The organism is Phreatobacter sp., assembly GCF_027532945.1.
Taxonomy (GTDB): Bacteria; Pseudomonadota; Alphaproteobacteria; order Rhizobiales; family Phreatobacteraceae; genus Phreatobacter.
Genome location: NZ_JAPZTZ010000005.1, coordinates 192434 through 210253, shown reverse-complemented (window position 1 = coordinate 210253; position 17820 = coordinate 192434). Strand labels below are relative to the sequence as shown.

At 63.7% G+C, this 17820-nt stretch carries 14 protein-coding genes; 8 read left to right on the top strand and 6 right to left on the bottom strand.

What is annotated here, in order from left to right; all coding sequences use genetic code 11:
* Positions 1-552: 552 nt before the first annotated feature.
* The 5 genes from O9344_RS05500 to O9344_RS05480 all read right to left on the bottom strand — a co-directional run bounded on the left by O9344_RS05500 (position 553) and on the right by O9344_RS05480 (position 7137).
* Positions 553-792 carry a DUF2188 domain-containing protein gene (locus tag O9344_RS05500; RefSeq protein ID WP_298473871.1) on the bottom strand — a complete coding sequence of 80 codons (240 nt, stop codon included), beginning with the start codon at positions 790-792 and terminating at the stop codon, positions 553-555.
* 338 nt (positions 793-1130) lie between these two features.
* Positions 1131-3143, bottom strand: coding sequence for a threonine--tRNA ligase (thrS, locus tag O9344_RS05495; RefSeq protein ID WP_298473868.1), 2013 nt, complete (start codon positions 3141-3143; stop codon positions 1131-1133).
* 88 nt (positions 3144-3231) lie between these two features.
* Positions 3232-4815, bottom strand: coding sequence for an amino acid adenylation domain-containing protein (locus tag O9344_RS05490; RefSeq protein ID WP_298473864.1), 1584 nt, complete (start codon positions 4813-4815; stop codon positions 3232-3234).
* A gap of 250 nt (positions 4816-5065) precedes the next feature.
* Complete coding sequence (gene cysS, locus O9344_RS05485; RefSeq protein WP_298473861.1) at positions 5066-6436, bottom strand: cysteine--tRNA ligase; 1371 nt, start codon at positions 6434-6436, stop codon at positions 5066-5068.
* Positions 6437-6648: 212 nt separating this feature from the next.
* Positions 6649-7137 carry a transcriptional repressor gene (locus O9344_RS05480; protein ID WP_298473859.1) on the bottom strand — a complete coding sequence of 163 codons (489 nt, stop codon included), beginning with the start codon at positions 7135-7137 and terminating at the stop codon, positions 6649-6651.
* Positions 7138-7248: 111 nt separating this feature from the next.
* Between O9344_RS05480 and folE the strand changes: the two genes are divergently transcribed.
* The 8 genes from folE (at position 7249) to O9344_RS05440 (ending at position 16734) form a co-directional block, all read left to right on the top strand.
* Entirely contained in the window at positions 7249-7887 is a 639-nt protein-coding gene (folE, locus tag O9344_RS05475) for a GTP cyclohydrolase I FolE (protein ID WP_298473857.1), read from the top strand.
* Positions 7884-8375: a phosphoribosyl-AMP cyclohydrolase gene (gene hisI / locus O9344_RS05470; protein ID WP_298473854.1), complete on the top strand. Its 492-nt coding sequence runs from the start codon at positions 7884-7886 to the stop codon at positions 8373-8375. Before folE ends, hisI begins: the two co-directional genes overlap by 4 nt.
* 88 nt (positions 8376-8463) lie before the next feature.
* Complete coding sequence (locus O9344_RS05465) at positions 8464-9222, top strand: (2Fe-2S) ferredoxin domain-containing protein (RefSeq protein WP_298473851.1); 759 nt, start codon at positions 8464-8466, stop codon at positions 9220-9222.
* Positions 9223-9372: 150 nt separating this feature from the next.
* Positions 9373-10527: an iron-containing alcohol dehydrogenase gene (locus tag O9344_RS05460; RefSeq protein WP_298473897.1), complete on the top strand. Its 1155-nt coding sequence runs from the start codon at positions 9373-9375 to the stop codon at positions 10525-10527.
* Positions 10528-11386: 859 nt separating this feature from the next.
* The gene (locus tag O9344_RS05455) at positions 11387-13075 is read left to right on the top strand and encodes a methyl-accepting chemotaxis protein (RefSeq protein WP_298473848.1); all 1689 of its coding nucleotides are present in this window, start codon (positions 11387-11389) and stop codon (positions 13073-13075) included.
* A gap of 65 nt (positions 13076-13140) precedes the next feature.
* Positions 13141-13464 (top strand): hypothetical protein, encoded by a 324-nt coding sequence (locus O9344_RS05450; protein ID WP_298473845.1) that lies wholly within the window; start codon positions 13141-13143, stop codon positions 13462-13464.
* A gap of 143 nt (positions 13465-13607) precedes the next feature.
* A complete protein-coding gene (locus tag O9344_RS05445) occupies positions 13608-14759 on the top strand; it encodes an MFS transporter (RefSeq protein WP_298473843.1) in 1152 nt (383 codons plus the stop codon).
* 964 nt (positions 14760-15723) lie between these two features.
* Entirely contained in the window at positions 15724-16734 is a 1011-nt protein-coding gene (locus O9344_RS05440; RefSeq protein ID WP_298473840.1) for a glycosyltransferase family 10 fucosyltransferase, read from the top strand.
* Here O9344_RS05440 and O9344_RS05435 read toward each other — a convergent pair.
* Positions 16731-17705, bottom strand: a complete 975-nt coding sequence (locus tag O9344_RS05435) for an NAD-dependent epimerase/dehydratase family protein (RefSeq protein WP_298473837.1) — start codon at positions 17703-17705, stop codon at positions 16731-16733. The genes O9344_RS05440 and O9344_RS05435 overlap by 4 nt on opposite strands.
* Between the last annotated feature and the right edge of the window lie 115 nt (positions 17706-17820).

The window sequence follows — 17820 nt, the reverse complement described above, 5'->3', positions numbered from 1 at the left end:
CCGAGACCGGGATCCCGGCCTCGTGCTCCTTCAGGATCCCGATGATCTGCTCTTCCGTGAAGCGGCTGCGCCTCATGTTCTGGTCCTCTCGATGGGCCAGAACGAACTTCAAACTGGATTATCCCAGAGGGGCAACGTCAGAGATTCCCAATCGCACTGTAGTGTGCTTTGCACATCTCAACATCTCTGCACCACTTGACCGCCCATTGGTCTGTCTGGGTTTTTCTGGTGCAGATGTCCGGTGGGTAATCCCTGGGCGGGATACCAAAATGTCGCTTGGCGCGGACAGCGTCGGGTACCACCCCTGATGTTGGCTTCTACCGACGAAGTCAGCGTCCGGTTTCGCGGCGCGAAGCGGACGCTGAGTGTTCCAGATCAAGCCTTAACCCGGCAGTTTTGAGCGTCCGCGTTCAGCTCGCTAGGTGGGCCGTGATTAGACCATGCGCATGCGCACACCGCTGGTTGGCCTGTGATTCAAATGACACCTCTTCACATGCGCACTAACGCCTAGCTTTTCGGCTTTAAAGAACATCCCCTGTCTGTGCTTTGCCGCTAGTCCACGACGTTGGTCTCTGGGCGGTCGTCGCCAGACACGATCTCTTCATGCCACCGGCCGCGCCGGTCCTGATACAGCGTCGGCTCCGTCGTACCGGGAACGCTCTGAGCATCGGCCGCACGCTTTGCCGCATCAAGTGCCGCGTCGTGGCTCTGAAAGGTTTCGGAGAATACGTCGCCCTGCTTGTAAGCCCAGCCCCCATCGTGCTCGACGATCGTGTAGGTCACCTTGGTCATAGGGCGCTCCTTGTGCGCTGTCATAGCTGAGGACTAATCCCAGCCATCTCGCATCCCAGCCTTTTCGCATCGCCGTCGCTGCGGCCGGACGGAGGCCCGTGCCGCGGCCCCACCCGCAGCGAGCTGCTTGATCGAGACAGCAACAGACGAGTTCGTCAGTCCGTTCCTTTGTCAACGAAGACGACGGTCGGAACAGCAGACTCGGCCCGTCTCACGACATCCGCGAGGTGAACCCGATCTCCGCTTCGGCGACGCGGGCCAATAGGGCTTGCAAAGCCGGCAGGAGCGCTCCGTCCCGCCGACCCGCGCCCAACAAACCGCGCGCGTGAGGCCTTGGATCAGCCTTCGGCGTTCGCCGCCAGCAGGGCGCCACGCGACGACAGAGGACCCTCACCTGTCGTCGCCTGACCGGCCCATGGCTCACCCCTGGTGCCCACCGGCTGCGGTGGCTCGGCCTCTTCGGCGAGAAGCCGCAGAACCTCCAGGCGCGGCATGGATGTCGTCGCGGACGACCCCAGACGTCGCAGCGACACACTACCAGCCTCGACCTCCTGCTTTCCGACCGCGAGGAGTACGGGCACCTTGGCGTGGCTGTGCTCGCGAACTTTGTAGGGGATTTTTTCGTTGCGCAGATCGAGGTCGACACGAAGGCCCAGCCCTCGACAATCGGCGGCGAGGGCGCGCGCATAGGGATCCGCGTCGGAGGTGATCGTGGCGATCACGACCTGGGTCGGCGCAAGCCAAAGCGGGAAATGCCCCGCATAGTGCTCGGTCAAGATGCCGGTGAAGCGCTCGAGCGAACCGAACATCGCCCGATGCAACATGACGGGCGCGACCTTCTCGCCCTTCTCGTTGATGTAGAAGGCGCCGAAGCGCTCCGGCAGGTTGAAATCGACCTGAAGCGTACCGCATTGCCAGTCGCGGCCGATGGCATCGCGCAGCACATATTCAAGCTTGGGACCATAGAAGGCCCCCTCCCCTTCGTTGATCGTATAGGCGCGGCCGAGGGTAGTGAGCGCCTGCTGGAGCGAACTCTCCGCACGGTCCCAGGAGGCGTCCGAGCCGATGCGGTGCTGCGGTCGGGTCGACAGCTTTATTCGGATGTCGGTGAAACCGAAGTCCCGGTAAATCGACAGGATCAGATCGTTGACCTTGATGCACTCGGCCGTCAGCTGATCTTCGGTGCAGAAGATATGGGCGTCATCCTGTGTGAAGGAGCGCACCCGCAAGAGCCCGTGTAGCGCGCCGGACGGCTCATAGCGGTGAACTTTGCCGAATTCGGCAATCTTCAGCGGCATGTCCCGATAGCTCTTCAGGCCTTGCTTGTAGATCAGCATATGGCCGGGGCAGTTCATCGGCTTGAGGGCGAAATCGCGATCATCCTCGGTGCGGGTCGTGAACATGTGCTCGCGATAGTTTTGCCAATGGCCGGACGTCTCCCAAAGGTGCCGGTCCATGATGTCGGGCGTGTTCACCTCGACATAGCCGGTGGCGGCCTGCCGCCCGCGCATGTAGCCGATGAGGGTCTGGAACAGCGTCCAGCCCTTCGGATGCCAGAAGACCGAGCCCGGTGCCTCCTCCTGAAAGTGGAACAGGTCCATCTCGCGACCGAGGCGGCGATGGTCGCGCTTCTCGGCCTCCTCCAGCATCTTCAGATAGGCATCGAGTTCGGCCTGGGTCGCGAAAGCGACGCCGTAGATGCGGGTCAGCATCGGCTTGCTGGCGTCTCCGCGCCAATAGGCGCCGGCGACCTTGGTCAGCTTGAAGGCCTGACCGATCTTGCCCGTCGAGGTCATGTGCGGACCGCGGCAGAGATCGAGCCACGCGCCTTGACGATAGATCGTCAGTTCCTCATGCCCGGGGATGGAATCGATCAGTTCGACCTTGAAGTCCTCACCTCTTGCCCGGAAGCAAGCCTTTGCCTCGTCCCGGGACCAGACCTCCTTGGTGAACGGCTGATCACGGGCGATGATCTCGCGCATGCGCGCCTCGATCGCCGGCAGGTCGTCTGGCGTGAAGGGCGTGTCGCGCGCGAAATCGTAGAAGAAGCCGTTCTCGATCACCGGGCCGATCGTCACCTGACTGCCCGGAAACAGGTCCTGCACCGCCTCGGCGAGGACATGCGCGGCATCGTGGCGGATCAACTCCAGCGCGCGCGGATCGTCGCGGGTGAGCAATTCCACCCGGGCATCCCGGTCAATCTGATCGCCAAGGTCACGCAGCTTGCCGTCAACCACCATGGCGACCGACTTCTTGCGCAGGGACGGCGCCAGCGTCGATGCGAGATGGGCACCGGAGATCGAACCCTCGAAGTCTCGGGCAGAACCGTCGGGAAGGGTGATGCGGATCATCGGAACCTCTGGCTGGTCAATCGTTCGGATCCCGCCAAGAGACGCGCGCCAGTGTGCAGCACCCGACCGCGACGGGATGATGAAGGTGTCAGGCGCTGGCAGGCGCGATGGATGGCGTGGCAGCTGTTGCGGAGAGACGCTCGGCAAGGGCGCGATGGTCGGTCTTGCCGTTGACGTTGAGCGGCAGGGTATCGACGAACAGAACGGTGTCCGGGACCATGTAGACAGGCAGAAGGACACGCATGGCGGCCGTGATGGCGTCAGCATCGGCGGGCGCGCCGGCAATGAAGGCGGCAATGCCATCGGCCGCCCCATCTGCCACCACCGGCCAGCCGATCACCGCGACCTGGTTGCTGCCGCTGACATCGCGGAGCGTTCCTTCCACCTCCTGCAGCTCGACCCTGTAGCCGCGGATCTTCAACTGCCTGTCCGCACGTCCGGCGAAGAGAATGCCGTGGTGGGGATCAAGCCGGCCAAGGTCGCCCGTGCGATACCAGCGGCAGTCCCCGAACTCCACGAACCGATCCCTGTCGAGGTCGGGGGCGCGCCAGTAGCCCCGTGTCATCTGCGGGCCGGCGAGGAATATCTCGGCGGTGTCCCCATCGCTGGCGGGCGTGCCATCGGCGTGGGCCAGAAGGATCCGCTGCTCGCCGAGCGGATAGCCGATGGGGACGGTTTTCGATGGCGGCAAGTGATTGCCGTCGAACACATAATAGCTCGTATGGATCGTGCCCTCGGTCGGCCCGTAGAGATTGAAGATCCGGGCGTTGGGGGCCGCCTGCTGCCACTGGAGGGCAACCGACACGGGCAGGGCCTCGCCAGCGAAGAGACTGTAGCGCAGGGACGGCATCTTCCCCGGCGGGGCGAGGCCATAATCGAGAGCGCGGGCGCCCGCGGAGGGGACGATCAGGCAAGCGGTGATGGCGTTCGCCGCGATCAGGCGGGGCGACAGCAGCGTGGCGTTCTCAGGGCCGACACACAGTTCGGCGCCGTTGAGCCAAGCCAGCATCATGTCGTGCACGGAGAGGTCGAAGGTCAGATCGACCGCCTGCAAGACCCGATCCTCCGGCCCAATCGGCACGTGAGGATGAATGGCGACCATGTAGCTTGCGAGATTGGCGTGACTGATCGGCACACCCTTCGGCTTGCCGGTCGTGCCGGAGGTGAACAAGAGATAGAGCGGCGCATCGGCGCCCGGGGCCGGGCGCGGCAGAAGGGCGTCCGGATCCATCGCTTCCATGCCGCCCCCGGCATACTCGACACCGCCAGGGCGTGCACGGATCACCCGCACGCCATCGAGCGAACCGAGCGCGCCGTGAAACCTCTCCGCGCAGGCATCGTCGATGATCAAGGCGCGCGCCCCGGACAGTTCCAGGATCAGACGATTGCGCTCGGCTGGAAATTGCGGATTGAGGGGAACATAGCAGCACCCGGCGAGCATCGCGCCGAGAAGGCCGATATAGGGCCTGCTGGTGCGTTCACCGAGGACCGCAACACAATCGCCCGGCTGAAGGCCAGACGCGATCAGTTGTGATGACACGGAGGCTGCGGTCGCGAAGAGCTCGCGATAGGTCAGCCGTCCATCGACAGCCGACAGCGACGGGCGGTCCGCGAACCTGCGTGCGGCCTGCAGCAACGACCGGCCGATATCGTGCTTATCGATCTCGATCATGATGCGAGGTTCCGTTCGGGCAAGAGGTTCCAGGTCACATCGAGTAGCCGATGGTCGGTCCGGGAGAGCGCCGTCCGCCGACGAGGCGAAGGCACTCGCGCAAGCCTGATCCGATCAGCCGACACCCGCCGCGACTGCCGTGGGCTATCCATCCGGGCGGGTGCGCGCTCCGGCCACGCGTGGACGAGAAGGCATGCCCCGATCACCATCTGTTGCCGATCGGTCGCGGTGCGTGTGGGCTGCGGGCCTGTCACGACAGAGCCCTCCGCCACTGCGTCTGCTCACCCTTGTCCTCGACGGTGACGCCCAGTTCGTCCAGCTGCTTGCGGATCCGATCGGCCTGATCGAAGGCGCGCGCGGCGCGCGCCCTGCTTCGTTCGGCAGCCAGTTTCTCGATCCGGACGACGTCGAACTCGTCGGTGATCGGGCTCGACTGTTGAAACCAGTCTTCGGGCGTCTGTTGCAGAAGACCGAGCATGCCACCCGCCTCGATCAGGGCTGCGCGCCAGGCGCCACGCGTCTCTGGCGTTTGCGCCTGCTGGAGGAGATGGCCGAACCGGAATAGCTCGGCCAAGGCGGACGGTGTGTTGAGATCGTCATCAAGCGCCGCTCGGAACGGAGCAAGGATTGTTGGATCCCAGGCAACCAACCGCACGGCGTGAGGGTCGCTCACAAGGCCATACAGGCGGTCCAAGCTGCGCTTTGCATGCTGCAGGCGCTGAGCGGTCCAATCGAGCGGCTGGCGATAGTGGGCAGACAGAAGGGCATAGCGGATCGCTTCGCCTGGCGCCTGCCTCAACAAATCGCGGACGAGCAGGACGTTGCCGAGCGACTTCGACATCTTCCGCCCCTCGACGGTGACGAAGCCATTGTGAATCCAGTAGCGCGCCCGCGTCCCCTGCGCGATCTCGTTCTCATGGTGTGGAAAGATGAGGTCCTGGCCGCCGCCATGGATATCGATCGCCGTTCCGAGGTGACGTTCGATCATCGCGGAGCATTCAATATGCCAGCCGGGACGACCGCGGCCCCACGGGCTGTTCCATCCAGGCTGGTCGGGCGCTGACGGCTTCCACAGCACGAAATCGGCCGGATGCCTCTTGAAAGGTGCAACCTCGACCCGAGCGCCGGCAATCATGTCCTCCGGGCTGCGTCGCGACAGCGCGCCATAGTCCTTGAACGAGGGAACATGAAACAGGATATGCGCTTGCGCCTCATAGGCATGGCCCTCGCCGATCAGGCGCCCGATCAGGCCGATGATGTCAGGAACATGCTCGGTGACCTTGGGTTCGATCGTCGGTGGCAGGACGCCGAGGGCCGCCATGTCCTCGTGGTAAGCTGCTGTGTACCGTTCGGTGATGACGCCGATCGGCACGCCCTGCGCAAGGGCAGCCGCGTTGATCTTGTCGTCAATGTCGGTGAGATTGCGCGCATAGATCACGTTCGAGAAACGCGACCGCAACACGCGCGCAAGGACATCGAACACGACGGCCGGTCGTGCATTGCCGATATGTGCGAAACTGTAAACGGTCGGCCCGCACACATACATGCGAACCTCATCCGGGGACCAAGGAGCAAAGGGCTCCTTGCGGCCTCCGAAACTGTTGGTAAGCGTTAAAGACATCAAATCATCGATCGTTTGTGTGAATCTGGGCAAGAGTCAGCAACGGCATGTTGCGACGTCGCGAAACCCCGAATCGTTGGGATCCATCGTGTTGGCGCGAGGAGCTTCCAAAGGGAGCCCAGTCGACAACCAGGCCGGATGACAGTCGCGCGCATTATCTCGACGGGCCTTGCACGAGATTGGTCGTGAGGGTCCGGCGCAAGCATTCGCGCTCAATTGGCACCCAGTTCGGCCGAGACACAGTGGGCGCACAGACCTTGGAGTTCGACGACGCGCCTGTCGACGCGGAAGCCGAGGGCGGCCGCATCACGCGACAGCAGAGACTCAAGCTTGGCGTTTTCGACCTCTGCGGACGATCCGCAATGTTCGCAGATGAAGAAGACGCAGGCGTGATGATGGTCCGGGTGCGCCGAGGGGACGAAGGCGTTCATCGTCTCGAGTCGCGACACCAATCCCTGCTCCAAGAGAAAATCCAGGGCGCGATAGACCGAGGGAGGAGAGAGCTGCCGCCCAAGGCGCGCTTCCATGATGCGGATGAGATCGTAGGCGCCAATCGCCCGGTGGGACTGCCACAGACATTCCAGCACCATTCGGCGCATGGGAGTAAACCGGACGCTTCTGTGGCGACATAGGTCCTCCGCCGCACGCAAGGCGGCCGCGACGGTTTCCGAACTGCGATGGGCGAGGGAATGGGCCAACATCGAAATCACCCCAAAGGGGCTCACCTCAAGAGAGATAGAAGCGCCTATTGAATGAAATGTTATAACATTGCAATATCGGACGCAAGACGAAGCGCGATGGAGTGAGCGTCCATGTCATTGGCTGCAAATCCCCCGACCCGCCCGCAAGAGCAGGCCCGGCAACGGCGGCGTCCCGCGCGCGCCGACGTCGAAGCGGCTGTCCGCCTGTTGATCGAATGGACGGGCGACGATCCGGATCGGGAGGGGCTCGTCGATACGCCCGCCCGCGTGGTGCGGGCCTACGAGGACTTTTTCGAAGGCTACAACAGCGATCCCGCGGAGATTCTCGGCCGGACCTTCGAGGAGACCAACGACTACGACGACATGATCCTGTTGCGAAACATGCGGCTGGAATCCCATTGCGAGCATCATATCGTGCCGATCATTGGCAAGATTCATGTCGCCTATTTGCCGGCCGGCCGTGTCGTCGGCATCAGCAAACTCGCGCGGGTCGTCGAGGTGTTCGCCAAGCGTCTCCAGATTCAGGAGAGCCTCACCTCACAGATCGCCGAGACCATCCAGGACGTGCTCCGGCCTCGCGGCGTGGCCGTTCTCATCGAGGCGGCGCATATGTGCATGACCACTCGCGGCGTCAGAAAGCCCGGCATTACCATGACGACGCGGCGCCTTCTCGGCGATTTCCAGAGCGACCCCGATCTGCGCCGGGAGTTCCTGTCGGCGGTGGCCGCGCCCAGCGAGACCTTCGGATGAGCGCGGTTCTCATGTCTACCGAGACCGCTTTCGTCGCCCGCCAGTCCATCGAACAGGTCGAGGAAGGCACGCTTCTCGCTCCGAAGTTCGGGCCGGACGGCCTGTTGCCGGTCGTGACCACGGATGTCGTCAGTGGCGAGGTGCTGATGATGAGCGTCATGAACGAGACTGCCTTGCTTCGCACCATCGAAACAGGCGAAGCGCACTACTGGAGTCGCAGTCGCCAGACCCTGTGGCACAAGGGAGCCACGAGCGGTCTTGTCCAGAAGGTCGTCGAGATCAGGATCGACGATGATCAGGACGCGGTCTGGCTGCGGGTCGAGGTTGCCGGCGGCGCGAGCTGCCATGTCGGCTATCGGTCGTGCTTCTATCGCGCTGTCGTGACGCCTCCGTCGAGCCGTCCGGTCGCACTGGCCTTCACAGAAACGCAGAAGGTGTTTGATCCCCAACGCGTCTATGGCGATGCGCCCAATCCCACCCAGCTTTGACAGAGTACCCCATGGGCTTCGAGAGGCTTCGTCCGCTACGCCGCTCGCCGGCAACTCTGCCCGTTGACACGTAATGAGCCGAGGGAATTTGCCGACACGTCACGCCCAGGAAGCCATTGTCCTGTTGGCGAGGTCGGCGATCGCCGCCGCGCCCCTGCAGGAAATGGAGCGTTTCCGGAAACTTCTGGCCGAGAGCCAGGGGCGCGACGTGGTCGTCGCCTTCACTGAACAGGGACGACCTTCACTGCGCGACGCTCTGGTCGGCCTTCACCGCCGGGGAATAGCGACGGCGGTCGTGATCGCCATGGCCCTTCCTTTCGAACCGAGCATGGTTCCATCCCTGACGCGGTCGTTGAAACGGTGGTCTGCGGCAGGCTCCCCCTTGCCAACCGTCCGCCTCGTGCCCTTGCTCCAGCGGGATGATGCAGCCCTTGCCGCGCTTTGCGCCGCGCTCGACCATGCGCCTGTCCAACTCGACCCCGACGGGATCAAGCCTGCCGAGGGTTCCCTCGTCCCGGCCCAGAAACGGCGGGTGCTTGTCTGCATGGGTGGGCCTTGCGTCGCGGCGGGCGCCGAGACGCTTTGGGGCCATCTGCGCAACGAACAGGATCGGCTGAAGCTGCGCGCCCGGGGCGACGGCACGATGAGCGCCAAGACCAGCTGCCTCGGCCCCTGCAATCTCGCGCCGGTGATCCAGGTCTGGCCCGAGGGGACCTACTATGCCGGCCTGGACGAGCACGACCTCGACCGCGTCATTGCCGAACATCTGCTGGCGGGCCGGCCGGTAAACGATCTGGCCTACGAGGCCACGGGCGCCAAGCAGGTGCTGAGGCCCCGCCGTCTCTGACTCAGCATTCCCAAACCTTCATCTGGCGGAACGCGCCGTCGATCTCAGCATGGAGCGTTGAGAGCCCGATCGACACTGTTTTCAAGTGCGATTAGGACTGACAAGCTGCTCGCCCAGACCCGATCGATGATCATGACCCAGCAACAACCGATGACCTTCATATTCCAGACCCCCGGCAAACTGATTGTGGAATGGGGCGGTGCCGCACGCCTGGGCGAGCGCGTCGCCTATCCCTTCGGCGACCTGCGCCGGCTCCTCATGGTGACGGACAAGGCGTTGCGGGACGCTTGCATCGCTGATCCAGCGCTTGCCTCGCTCTCCGCGGCCGGGTTCGAGGTCCTGGTCTTCGATGCGGTCGTCGCCGACCCGCCCGAGGCGGTGTTGCGCGCTTGCGTCGAGCTCGGCAGGGGCTTCGGCGCACAGGGTGTCATCGGCTTCGGCGGCGGCTCGTCGATGGACGTGGCCAAGCTGGCGGCCTTGCTCCTCTGTACAGACCAGCCGCTGGACGGTCTCTACGGGATCGACAAGGCGAAGGGCGACCGGCTGCCTCTTGTGCAGGTCCCGACGACCGCGGGCACCGGATCGGAGGTGACCAACATCACCATCCTGACAACGGGCGGCACCACCAAGATGGGTGTCGTGTCTCGCCAGCTCTATGCCGATCTCGTTCTTCTGGACGCCGAATTGACCGTGGGGCTGCCGCGCATTCATACGGCGGCGACCGGCATCGATGCGATGGTTCATGCGATCGAGGCGTATACCAGCCGTTCCCGCAAGAACCCGCTGTCGGATCTGTTCGCCCGCGAAGCGCTCAGGCTCCTGTCAGCCCATCTGGTCGCGGCCTGCGAGGATGGAGCCGACCGCACCGCGCGTGAGGCGATGCTTCTCGGCGCATGCTATGCTGGGCAAGCGTTTTCCAACAGCCCGGTCGCCGCCGTCCACGCTCTCGCCTACCCGTTGGGCGGCCACTACCATCTGCCCCACGGTCTGACGAACGCTCTCATGCTCGGGCCCGTGCTGCGTTTCAACATGCGCGCCGCCGCGCCGCTCTACGCCGAACTCGCCGATGTCGTCGTCGGGGCGTCGAGCGCTGAGACGACGGCGCGAGCCGCAGCCTTCGTGGACCACGTTCAGGATCTGATGAACCGCTCGGGAGCGCCTCGCCGGCTGCGGGATGTGGGCGTCCCCGAGGAGAGCCTGCCCGTGCTGGCCGCAGACGCGATGAAGCAGACTCGGCTCCTGACCAACAATCCCGTCGAGGTCACAGAAGCTGATGCGCTGCGTCTCTACCAGGAAGCATTTTAGAGCGAATATGAGCCTCGCCGATTTTGTCCGACAATAGCATGTGGATTGCGGGCGCGCCGCCTTTGTGGGTGCGTTTCTAAAGGTCCGCTTAGTGCCAACCATCCAACGTCCGCTTAAGAGGCGCGAAGCTGACTCTGCCGAGTGTTCGCCTGACGGACCCGGAACTGAGTTTGCCGTGTAATCTCTCGGCACCACTTCGCCGAGGTACGATGCCAATGCGGGCCAATGCCTCACTGACCACTCCAGAAACTTATCGTTCTTGGGCTGAACTGGAGGAATATTGCCAGCGTTTCGTGGCCCGCTGGTGATCGCTGGAATCTCGGTTTAGGCGCTACAAGAGACGAAGTGGCGACGTCACCGCGGCCCCCAGCGGACTGCACCGATGGCCACAAGCGCCCCTCCGAGAGCCCCCATTAGGACGCCACGTATCATGTGCTCGTCCAGTTCCTCGAGCGACAGTTCCCCCGGAGGATGCAAGCCGACATCCAGCAGCATCCCCACTGCGGTGCCGGCCAGAATCAAACTTGCGGCAGTCAAAATGCGGATTTCCATTGGCCTTTATCCGGTGAGGCACGCTCAGGTTTGAGGCCGAGAACTCAACAAACTGCCAATGCGATCACCAGAACTGCCCAGAATGCGGGACGCCGCATATCAGCTCCGCACTTTTGTGACGGGATATCACTCCGCGAAGCCCAGATAGACGCACTTTTCCGACATGACGTAAGGTGATTTTTTAATCAATTGCCGTCTTTCTGTGCAATCAGCTGCAACGGCGCAGCTTCGTCGTAAAGACGCGACACTCACCGCCCCTTGTTTCAAGGCCTCGCGGCTGGATCCAGTCCTGCTGAAAGCATCAGTCATGCAACGTGCTCTGCGCAATGTACCCATCGCTCCCAAGATTTTTGGCGCTGTGGCAGTTATTCTGACCACAGCAATCGTTCTCGCCGTTCTCGCGTTCTGGAATTTTGCAGCGATGAACGCGGCGACCAAAGAAGTGGAGGCATCTGGCGACCGCGTTGAAGCGAGCGGGCGGGCGACGGCGAATTTGCTGTCATATGCGCGCGCCATCGAGTTCCTGCCAATCGAGATGCCCGTGGCCCAGCGCTCAGGCTTCGAAAGCGCAGCCGATGATGAGCTGCGCCGCTTGCAGAACCGGCTCAATCAGCTTGAACAAACCTCACGCGCAGCCGCAGGACGGTCCGATGTGCAGCAGATGCGAACCCTGCTCGCTCAGTATCAGGAGCAGGCGACAAAGATCCGGCAGCTCTCGCGGGACGGCGCATATGACGATGCCGGAAAGGTCGCTTTCACCGCTGCTGCTGTGATTGGGCAAATTCGAGACGTGATGCGCGGACTTGAACAGCGAGCCCAGGCACGCCAGCGCGATGCAGTGAGCGAGGCCAACGCCGCTTACTCGCGCGCGACGTGGGTCATGACCGCAGCTCTCGTAGGCGGCAGTATTCTCGGTCTTTCCCTCACCGCGTTTATTGTCATCGGCTTCATCACGCGTCCGCTTTCTGCCATGACCGGGGCCATGCTTCGGGTAGCAGACGGTGACACAACGGTTGTGGTCCCGGCCCTTGGGCAAAAGGATGAAATCGGGAAGCTGGCTGGGGCCTTGGAAACTTTCAAGGCCAACCTCATCGAGAGCCGCCGCCTGGCAGCGGAACAGGAAGCCGAGCGAGCTGCGAAGGAACGTCGCGCAAACGTCGTAGCTGCCGCCGTCTCCGAGTTTGAGAAGTCGGTGAGCGAAGTCGTAACGACCGTAACATCGGCGTCGACAGAGCTTGAGGCAGCGGCCGGAACCCTCACCAGCACCGCTGAGGCAACACAGCAGAAGTCGGGAATGGTGGCAGCTGCATCAGAGCAGGCGTCTGGTAACGTCCAGGCAGTTGCTGCGGCTACCGACGAGATGACCTCTTCGATCCACGAAATTGCGCGCCAGGTGCAGCACTCTACTGAGAAGGCCCGTCTGGCCGTCGCGGATGTGAAAGCGACCGACGCGAAGGTTACGGAGCTACTTGAAGCTGCTGGTCGCATCGGTGACGTCGTGAAGCTGATCACCGCAGTTGCCGAGCAGACGAACCTCCTGGCGCTAAATGCCACGATCGAGGCAGCCAGGGCCGGCGAGGCCGGCAAGGGCTTTGCAGTGGTGGCGTCTGAGGTGAAGGCTCTTGCAGGTCAGACGGCGAAAGCCACAGACGCGATTGGTGCGCAGATTGCCGCCATGCAGCAAGCGACTCGTGAGGCGGCAACATCAATCCAGGAGATCGGCTCGACCATTGTCGAGGTCTCCGACATCGCAACCGCAATCGCGGCAGCCGTGGAGGAGCAGGGCGTCGCTACCCAGGAGATTTCGCGCAACGTCCAGGAGGCCGCCAAAGGCACGGTGGAGGTCGCCTCATCCATCGTCGAGGTCAATCAGGGGGCAGTTGAAACCGGCTCGGCGTCAGCCCAGGTGCTCGCCGCCTCGCAGGAGCTGTCGCAGCAGGGGGACCGCCTGAAGGCTCAGGTGGACGCTTTCCTCGCAACTGTCAGGGCCGCCTAGCCACAATCGGACGGAGCTGGAGCATCGATCCAGCTCCGTCCTGCTTCCCTTGGGAACGCAGTCTGATGCCAGCACAATCTCAACTCGTCGACTTTCCTGGCACTGGTGGCCGCATCCCCGTGCCCCGGACTCGCCACGATGTCATCCGGCTTCTGGCGCACAACATCCGCGCACTCGACGCGCTCGCACGCCAAGTTGTAGTCGCCGATCTTGTGAATGAGGAAAAGTTAAACCTGCTGGAAATGATTAAAGGGTTGGTGGCCGATACAGCAGCCGAGATGACCAAATTAGAGCATCGAGGCGATCTGGCCGCGGAACTGGTTCCTCAGATCCGTGCTCTTGTACACCTAATGCAGGAACAGGGATTAACCAGCAAGTCAATTCCATAGTCGAGATGCTGGTCTACTCTTTGTATGGTGTGCAAGGTCGTGGACGCTAGGCGGCCATCCTGAAACGAGCTAGCTGCACACGTTTCGATGTTGTTCCCAAGGCTTAGCGGGAGCCCACGGCTCCCATCTGACCGAGGGGCATCATGTCAGCGAGAAATTGGGGCGAAGTCGGTGTGCTGGCTATGGCCCGCATGTCCATGGGCGCGCAGCTGCAGGTGATCGGCGCGCTCGGGCCGCTCCTTGTGGGAACCCTGGTGGCGGACTGGGCGTCGCTCGGCACGCTCATGGGCGCCTATTCGCTGGCAGGGATCGTCGTCGCGCTGCCCGCCGGGATCATGCTCGCGCGGTTTTCGGTCCGGGCGGTCCTGCTCACAGGCGTCGGGTTGATGGGCCTCGGCGGCACCCTGCTGGCCATGGCGCCGGATTTCGCCATGGCGCTCGTGGGCCGGATCGTGTCAGGCATCGGCGGGACGCTGCTCACGATCACCGGCGCCAAGATGGTGCTGGACCGATTCAGCGGTGCGACCGTCGCCCTCGCAATGGGACTGATGCTGATGGCCTGGCCATTCGGCATCGGCCTAGCCCTGCTGGTCGCTCCGATGTTCGGCCTGGACTGGCGGGCCGGGCTCTGGGCCTCCGCCCTGTTCTGCTGCCTCGCCTTCTTCCTCGTGCTGCTGACAGTCCGTCCCTCGCCGCGGGAATCCGCCGCCGTTGCTCGCTTCGGCCTCTACCGCCATGAATGGGCGCCGCTGCTCGGCATCGGCCTCGTCTGGGCCGGCTACAATGCGACCTTCGCGGTGGCGGTCGGCTTTGCGCCGGCCTTCCTCACGGCCCGTGGCATGACGCCGGGCGAGGCAGGCCTGCTCGCCTCCGTCATCGGCTTCTCGATCCTGCCGCTGCAGACGTTCGGCGGCGCGCTGGCGGAGCGCTCTGGCCGGCCGATGCTGGTGACAGTTCTCTGTGTCTCGGGCATGGTCATGTGCCTCGCTGGCGCATCGCTCGGTGCACCGCCCTGGCTGCTTCTGCCGCTGTTCGGGGTGCTCGCCGCAGCGCCCTCAAGTCTGATCATCGTTTTTGCAGGCAAGGTTCTCTCGCCGGAGACCCGCGCCTTCGGCATGGGGGTGCTTTATTCGCTGTTCTACCTTGGCCTCGCCGCCTTGCCGCCCTTGGCGGGGCTCGCCCGCGACGTCACGGGCTCGGCGGCTGCGCCTCTCCAGGTCGCGTCGGCCGTCCTCGCCCTCACCATGAGCGGGCTCTGGGTTCACGCAGCGAAGTCGCTCACCAAGATCGCATGAGCTCAGCCGGTGCCGGCGAGGGGCGTGCACAGAGCGCCTCGAGGAACTGACCGACGAATGTCCGCTGTCCGAAAAGGGGCGCGCGTCAGCTTTAGAGGCGCGAAGCTGACGCAGGCTCCGATCGCTCTCGGGCCCCCGCCAGACTTTGGAACGTCTGTTTCCCAGTGGCCTGGGTGCGTAACAGCCGAACCGACAAGCCGGCGCGTCACGTTCTGGACCGCCATCCCCCTAGCTGGATGCAAGCCAAAAGTGAGTGTTGGTATGTATGTTGGCATCAGCAAGAATTCTGCTAAAATTACATCAACAATATCAATATATTGTAACCTACAACGTGAAAATGGCTAGGGGCACCATTCTCGCGTCCGCGGGCGTGCGAGGCTGTGCGGGCTTACATCGCTTCGACTGGTTCAACACGATGTCAGGCAGACTGTCTGTCCGTACTCATGCGCCCGCAGGCGGAGCATCGGTTGGGGCTCAATGGCCGCGATACCAACAGCTGCTGATGGCCTGCCAACCGGACCAGAATGGCTCTCACGGCCATTGAGATTGCGGAGTAGCGTCTTCTCGGCGCCCTCAAGACGGCTGACGTTTCCTATTCTGTGATTGGCCGCGACCATCGAGGCGGCAGCAGCCTTGGTGGCTGGGTCTCAGTCAGGCCAACCCACCGGCCCGTGGTTCGAGACCACCGCTGAGCGTTCTCGCCCTGACGCCAAGCGAGGCTGCCTCCCGAACCGTCCGGCGCCGGGGGTGGCCTGATTGCTGCCCACGGGCGGTCGCGGCCAATCTACGTTCCCGTCCGCTTGGAAGGCGCCAAGGGGCTCGAGAGCATTCCCATAGGCGCGTTGTCGTTCCAGCCCGGCGCAGAGACAGGACTGGACCATGCGCGCGAGACCCTGCAAATGGATTTGCGCGACGGTCATTTCCCCAACCACGATCGGAAAGGCTGCGGCTACGACGGTGACCGATGGACGATGTCTCGCCTTCTGAACCACGCCCGCTGGTCATCATCTACACGTCCTTTTTCGGGCGGCAGCATCCGCTCGCTACCGCTCCATCTCCACCCTTCTGCACCGTGACATGCGATCGCGGACGCCTTCGAGAGGCCGACATCGTCCTGTTCCACATCCCGGATGCCTGGGAGATCGGCGACGCGACGCGACGCCCGGGCCAGATCTGGGTCGCCTATACGATGGAAAGTCCGGCCCACTATCCCCTCTGGCGAGACGATGCCTTCATGGCCCGGTTCGACCTGGTGATGAGCCATGAACGCATCGCCGACATATGGACCCCCTATCTGCCCTCCGCCGAGGACTGGCGCCTGGCACTGGCGCAGCCTGTGCCGGCCAAAACCGAACTCGCCCCGGCCGTCTTGTTCCAGTCCGCCAATGTCGACCGGAACGGTCGCAATGACTTTGCATTCGACCTGATGAAAGCGATCCGGGTCGATTCCTACGGCAAGCTGTTTCATAACCGCGACCTCGGCGGACCAGATCTCGGCCGTCGCACCAAGCTGGACACGATCGGGCGATACCATTTCTGTTGCGCCTTCGAGAACGCCACGACCCCCGATTACGTCACCGAGAAGATCTTCGACGCGCTGCTCGCCGGGACCGTGCCCATCTACCGGGGAACACGGGACGTCGCCGCTTTCGTTCCGCCCGGGTCCTATATCGACGCGGCGGACTTCCCGTCTGCCGGCGCGCTCGCCGACCATCTCCGGACGCTGCGGGCTGACGCAGCCGCCTATGCCCGCTACTTCGCGTGGCGCGACCAGCCTTTGCCAGAGGCGATGGTGACGTGGATGCGGGACCTCGACCGCCCGGTTCTGGCACGTGTTCTGGAAGTCGCGAGCGCCCGCTTTCCCACGGGGGGGCCTGACGACCGGCCGCGTCTGCCGTTCGGCCCGCTGGCCTATCTGCGCACCAAGCTGCGTCGCCTGCGGCGCGCCCGCCTTGCGGCGAGGAGGCGCGGCTAGGAGGCGCGGGCTGCAACCTGACCCGCCACCCAGCGGTAGGTCACCTCAAGCCCGGCTTGCAGCGTCCAGACCGGCTCCCAATGCAGCACTTGATGCACGAGCCGGTTGTCGGACGTGCGCCCGCGGACACCCACGGGCCCGTCCTCATGGACGAGGCTGATGCGCTTGCCCGCGATGTCGGCGATGGTCAGGGCGAGTGCGCTGATGGAGATCATCTCCTCCGATCCCACATTGAGGGGCCCCGCATGGTCGGAGCGCATCAGCGCCAGCGTCGCGTCGATGCAGTCGTCGATATAGAGGAAGGACCGCGTCTGGTCCCCATCGCCCCAGATGGCCACGGTGCCACCATCGGCGGCCTCTGCGACCTTGCGGCAGAGGGCAGCGGGCGCCTTCTCGCGACCCCCGGTCCAGGCGCCTTCAGGACCGTAGATGTTGTGGTACCGCGCCATGCGAACGGCCGTGCCGCAATTGCGGGCATGGGCTGCGTAGAGCCGCTCGGCGAAGAGCTTCTCCCAGCCATATTCCGAATCGGGTTCGGCCGGATAGGCGGAGGATTCGGCAGTCCGGGGGTCCCGGGGATCGGTCTGATTGCGGGCCGGATAGACGCAGGCGCTGGACGCGAAGAAGACGCGCTCCACCGGCCGCGCGCGAAGGACGTGCAGGATGTTGAGGTTGATGGCCGCGGAATTGGCCATGATTTCCGCGTCGTTGAGCCCGGTGAAGACATAGCCCGCCCCGCCCATGTCGGCGGCAAGCTGGTACACCTCGTCGATGTCATCGGCGAGCGCCGCCTCCACCGTCTCGCGATGGCGCAGGTCGGCGACATGAAAGTCGTCGGCAACCGAGGGCGAAAAGGCGGGGAGCCGGAGATCGACGCCGCGCACGAATGCGCCCTCGGCCTTGAGACGACGGACGAGATGGCTGCCGATGAAGCCCCCTGCCCCGAGAACCAGTGCTCGCCGTCGCGCCATGCCTGCCGGTCCCCGCCCGCTTTGCCGGACCGGATCAAAGCGCTCGCAGAGGGCAAGGGCAAGATCAGGAGGGAGGTCCGATTGCGTCCCGGCCCCTGCTGGTTAGGTTGCGACC

Excerpts from the sequence above, each read along its gene's own strand:
- thrS (WP_298473868.1), bottom strand. The coding sequence starts at position 3,143 with ATGATCCGCATCACCCTTCCCGACGGTTCTGCCCGAGACTTCGAGGGT.
- O9344_RS05450 (WP_298473845.1), top strand. The coding sequence starts at position 13,141 with ATGCCAGCACAATCTCAACTCGTCGACTTTCCTGGCACTGGTGGCCGC.
- O9344_RS05460 (WP_298473897.1), top strand. The coding sequence starts at position 9,373 with ATGACCTTCATATTCCAGACCCCCGGCAAACTGATTGTGGAATGGGGC.
- folE (WP_298473857.1), top strand. The coding sequence starts at position 7,249 with ATGTCATTGGCTGCAAATCCCCCGACCCGCCCGCAAGAGCAGGCCCGG.
- hisI (WP_298473854.1), top strand. The coding sequence starts at position 7,884 with ATGAGCGCGGTTCTCATGTCTACCGAGACCGCTTTCGTCGCCCGCCAG.
- O9344_RS05480 (WP_298473859.1), bottom strand. The coding sequence starts at position 7,137 with ATGTTGGCCCATTCCCTCGCCCATCGCAGTTCGGAAACCGTCGCGGCC.
- O9344_RS05490 (WP_298473864.1), bottom strand. The coding sequence starts at position 4,815 with ATGATCGAGATCGATAAGCACGATATCGGCCGGTCGTTGCTGCAGGCC.
- cysS (WP_298473861.1), bottom strand. The coding sequence starts at position 6,436 with ATGTCTTTAACGCTTACCAACAGTTTCGGAGGCCGCAAGGAGCCCTTT.
- O9344_RS05455 (WP_298473848.1), top strand. The coding sequence starts at position 11,387 with ATGCAACGTGCTCTGCGCAATGTACCCATCGCTCCCAAGATTTTTGGC.
- O9344_RS05445 (WP_298473843.1), top strand. The coding sequence starts at position 13,608 with ATGTCAGCGAGAAATTGGGGCGAAGTCGGTGTGCTGGCTATGGCCCGC.
- O9344_RS05440 (WP_298473840.1), top strand. The coding sequence starts at position 15,724 with ATGGACGATGTCTCGCCTTCTGAACCACGCCCGCTGGTCATCATCTAC.
- O9344_RS05435 (WP_298473837.1), bottom strand. The coding sequence starts at position 17,705 with ATGGCGCGACGGCGAGCACTGGTTCTCGGGGCAGGGGGCTTCATCGGC.
- O9344_RS05500 (WP_298473871.1), bottom strand. The coding sequence starts at position 792 with ATGACCAAGGTGACCTACACGATCGTCGAGCACGATGGGGGCTGGGCT.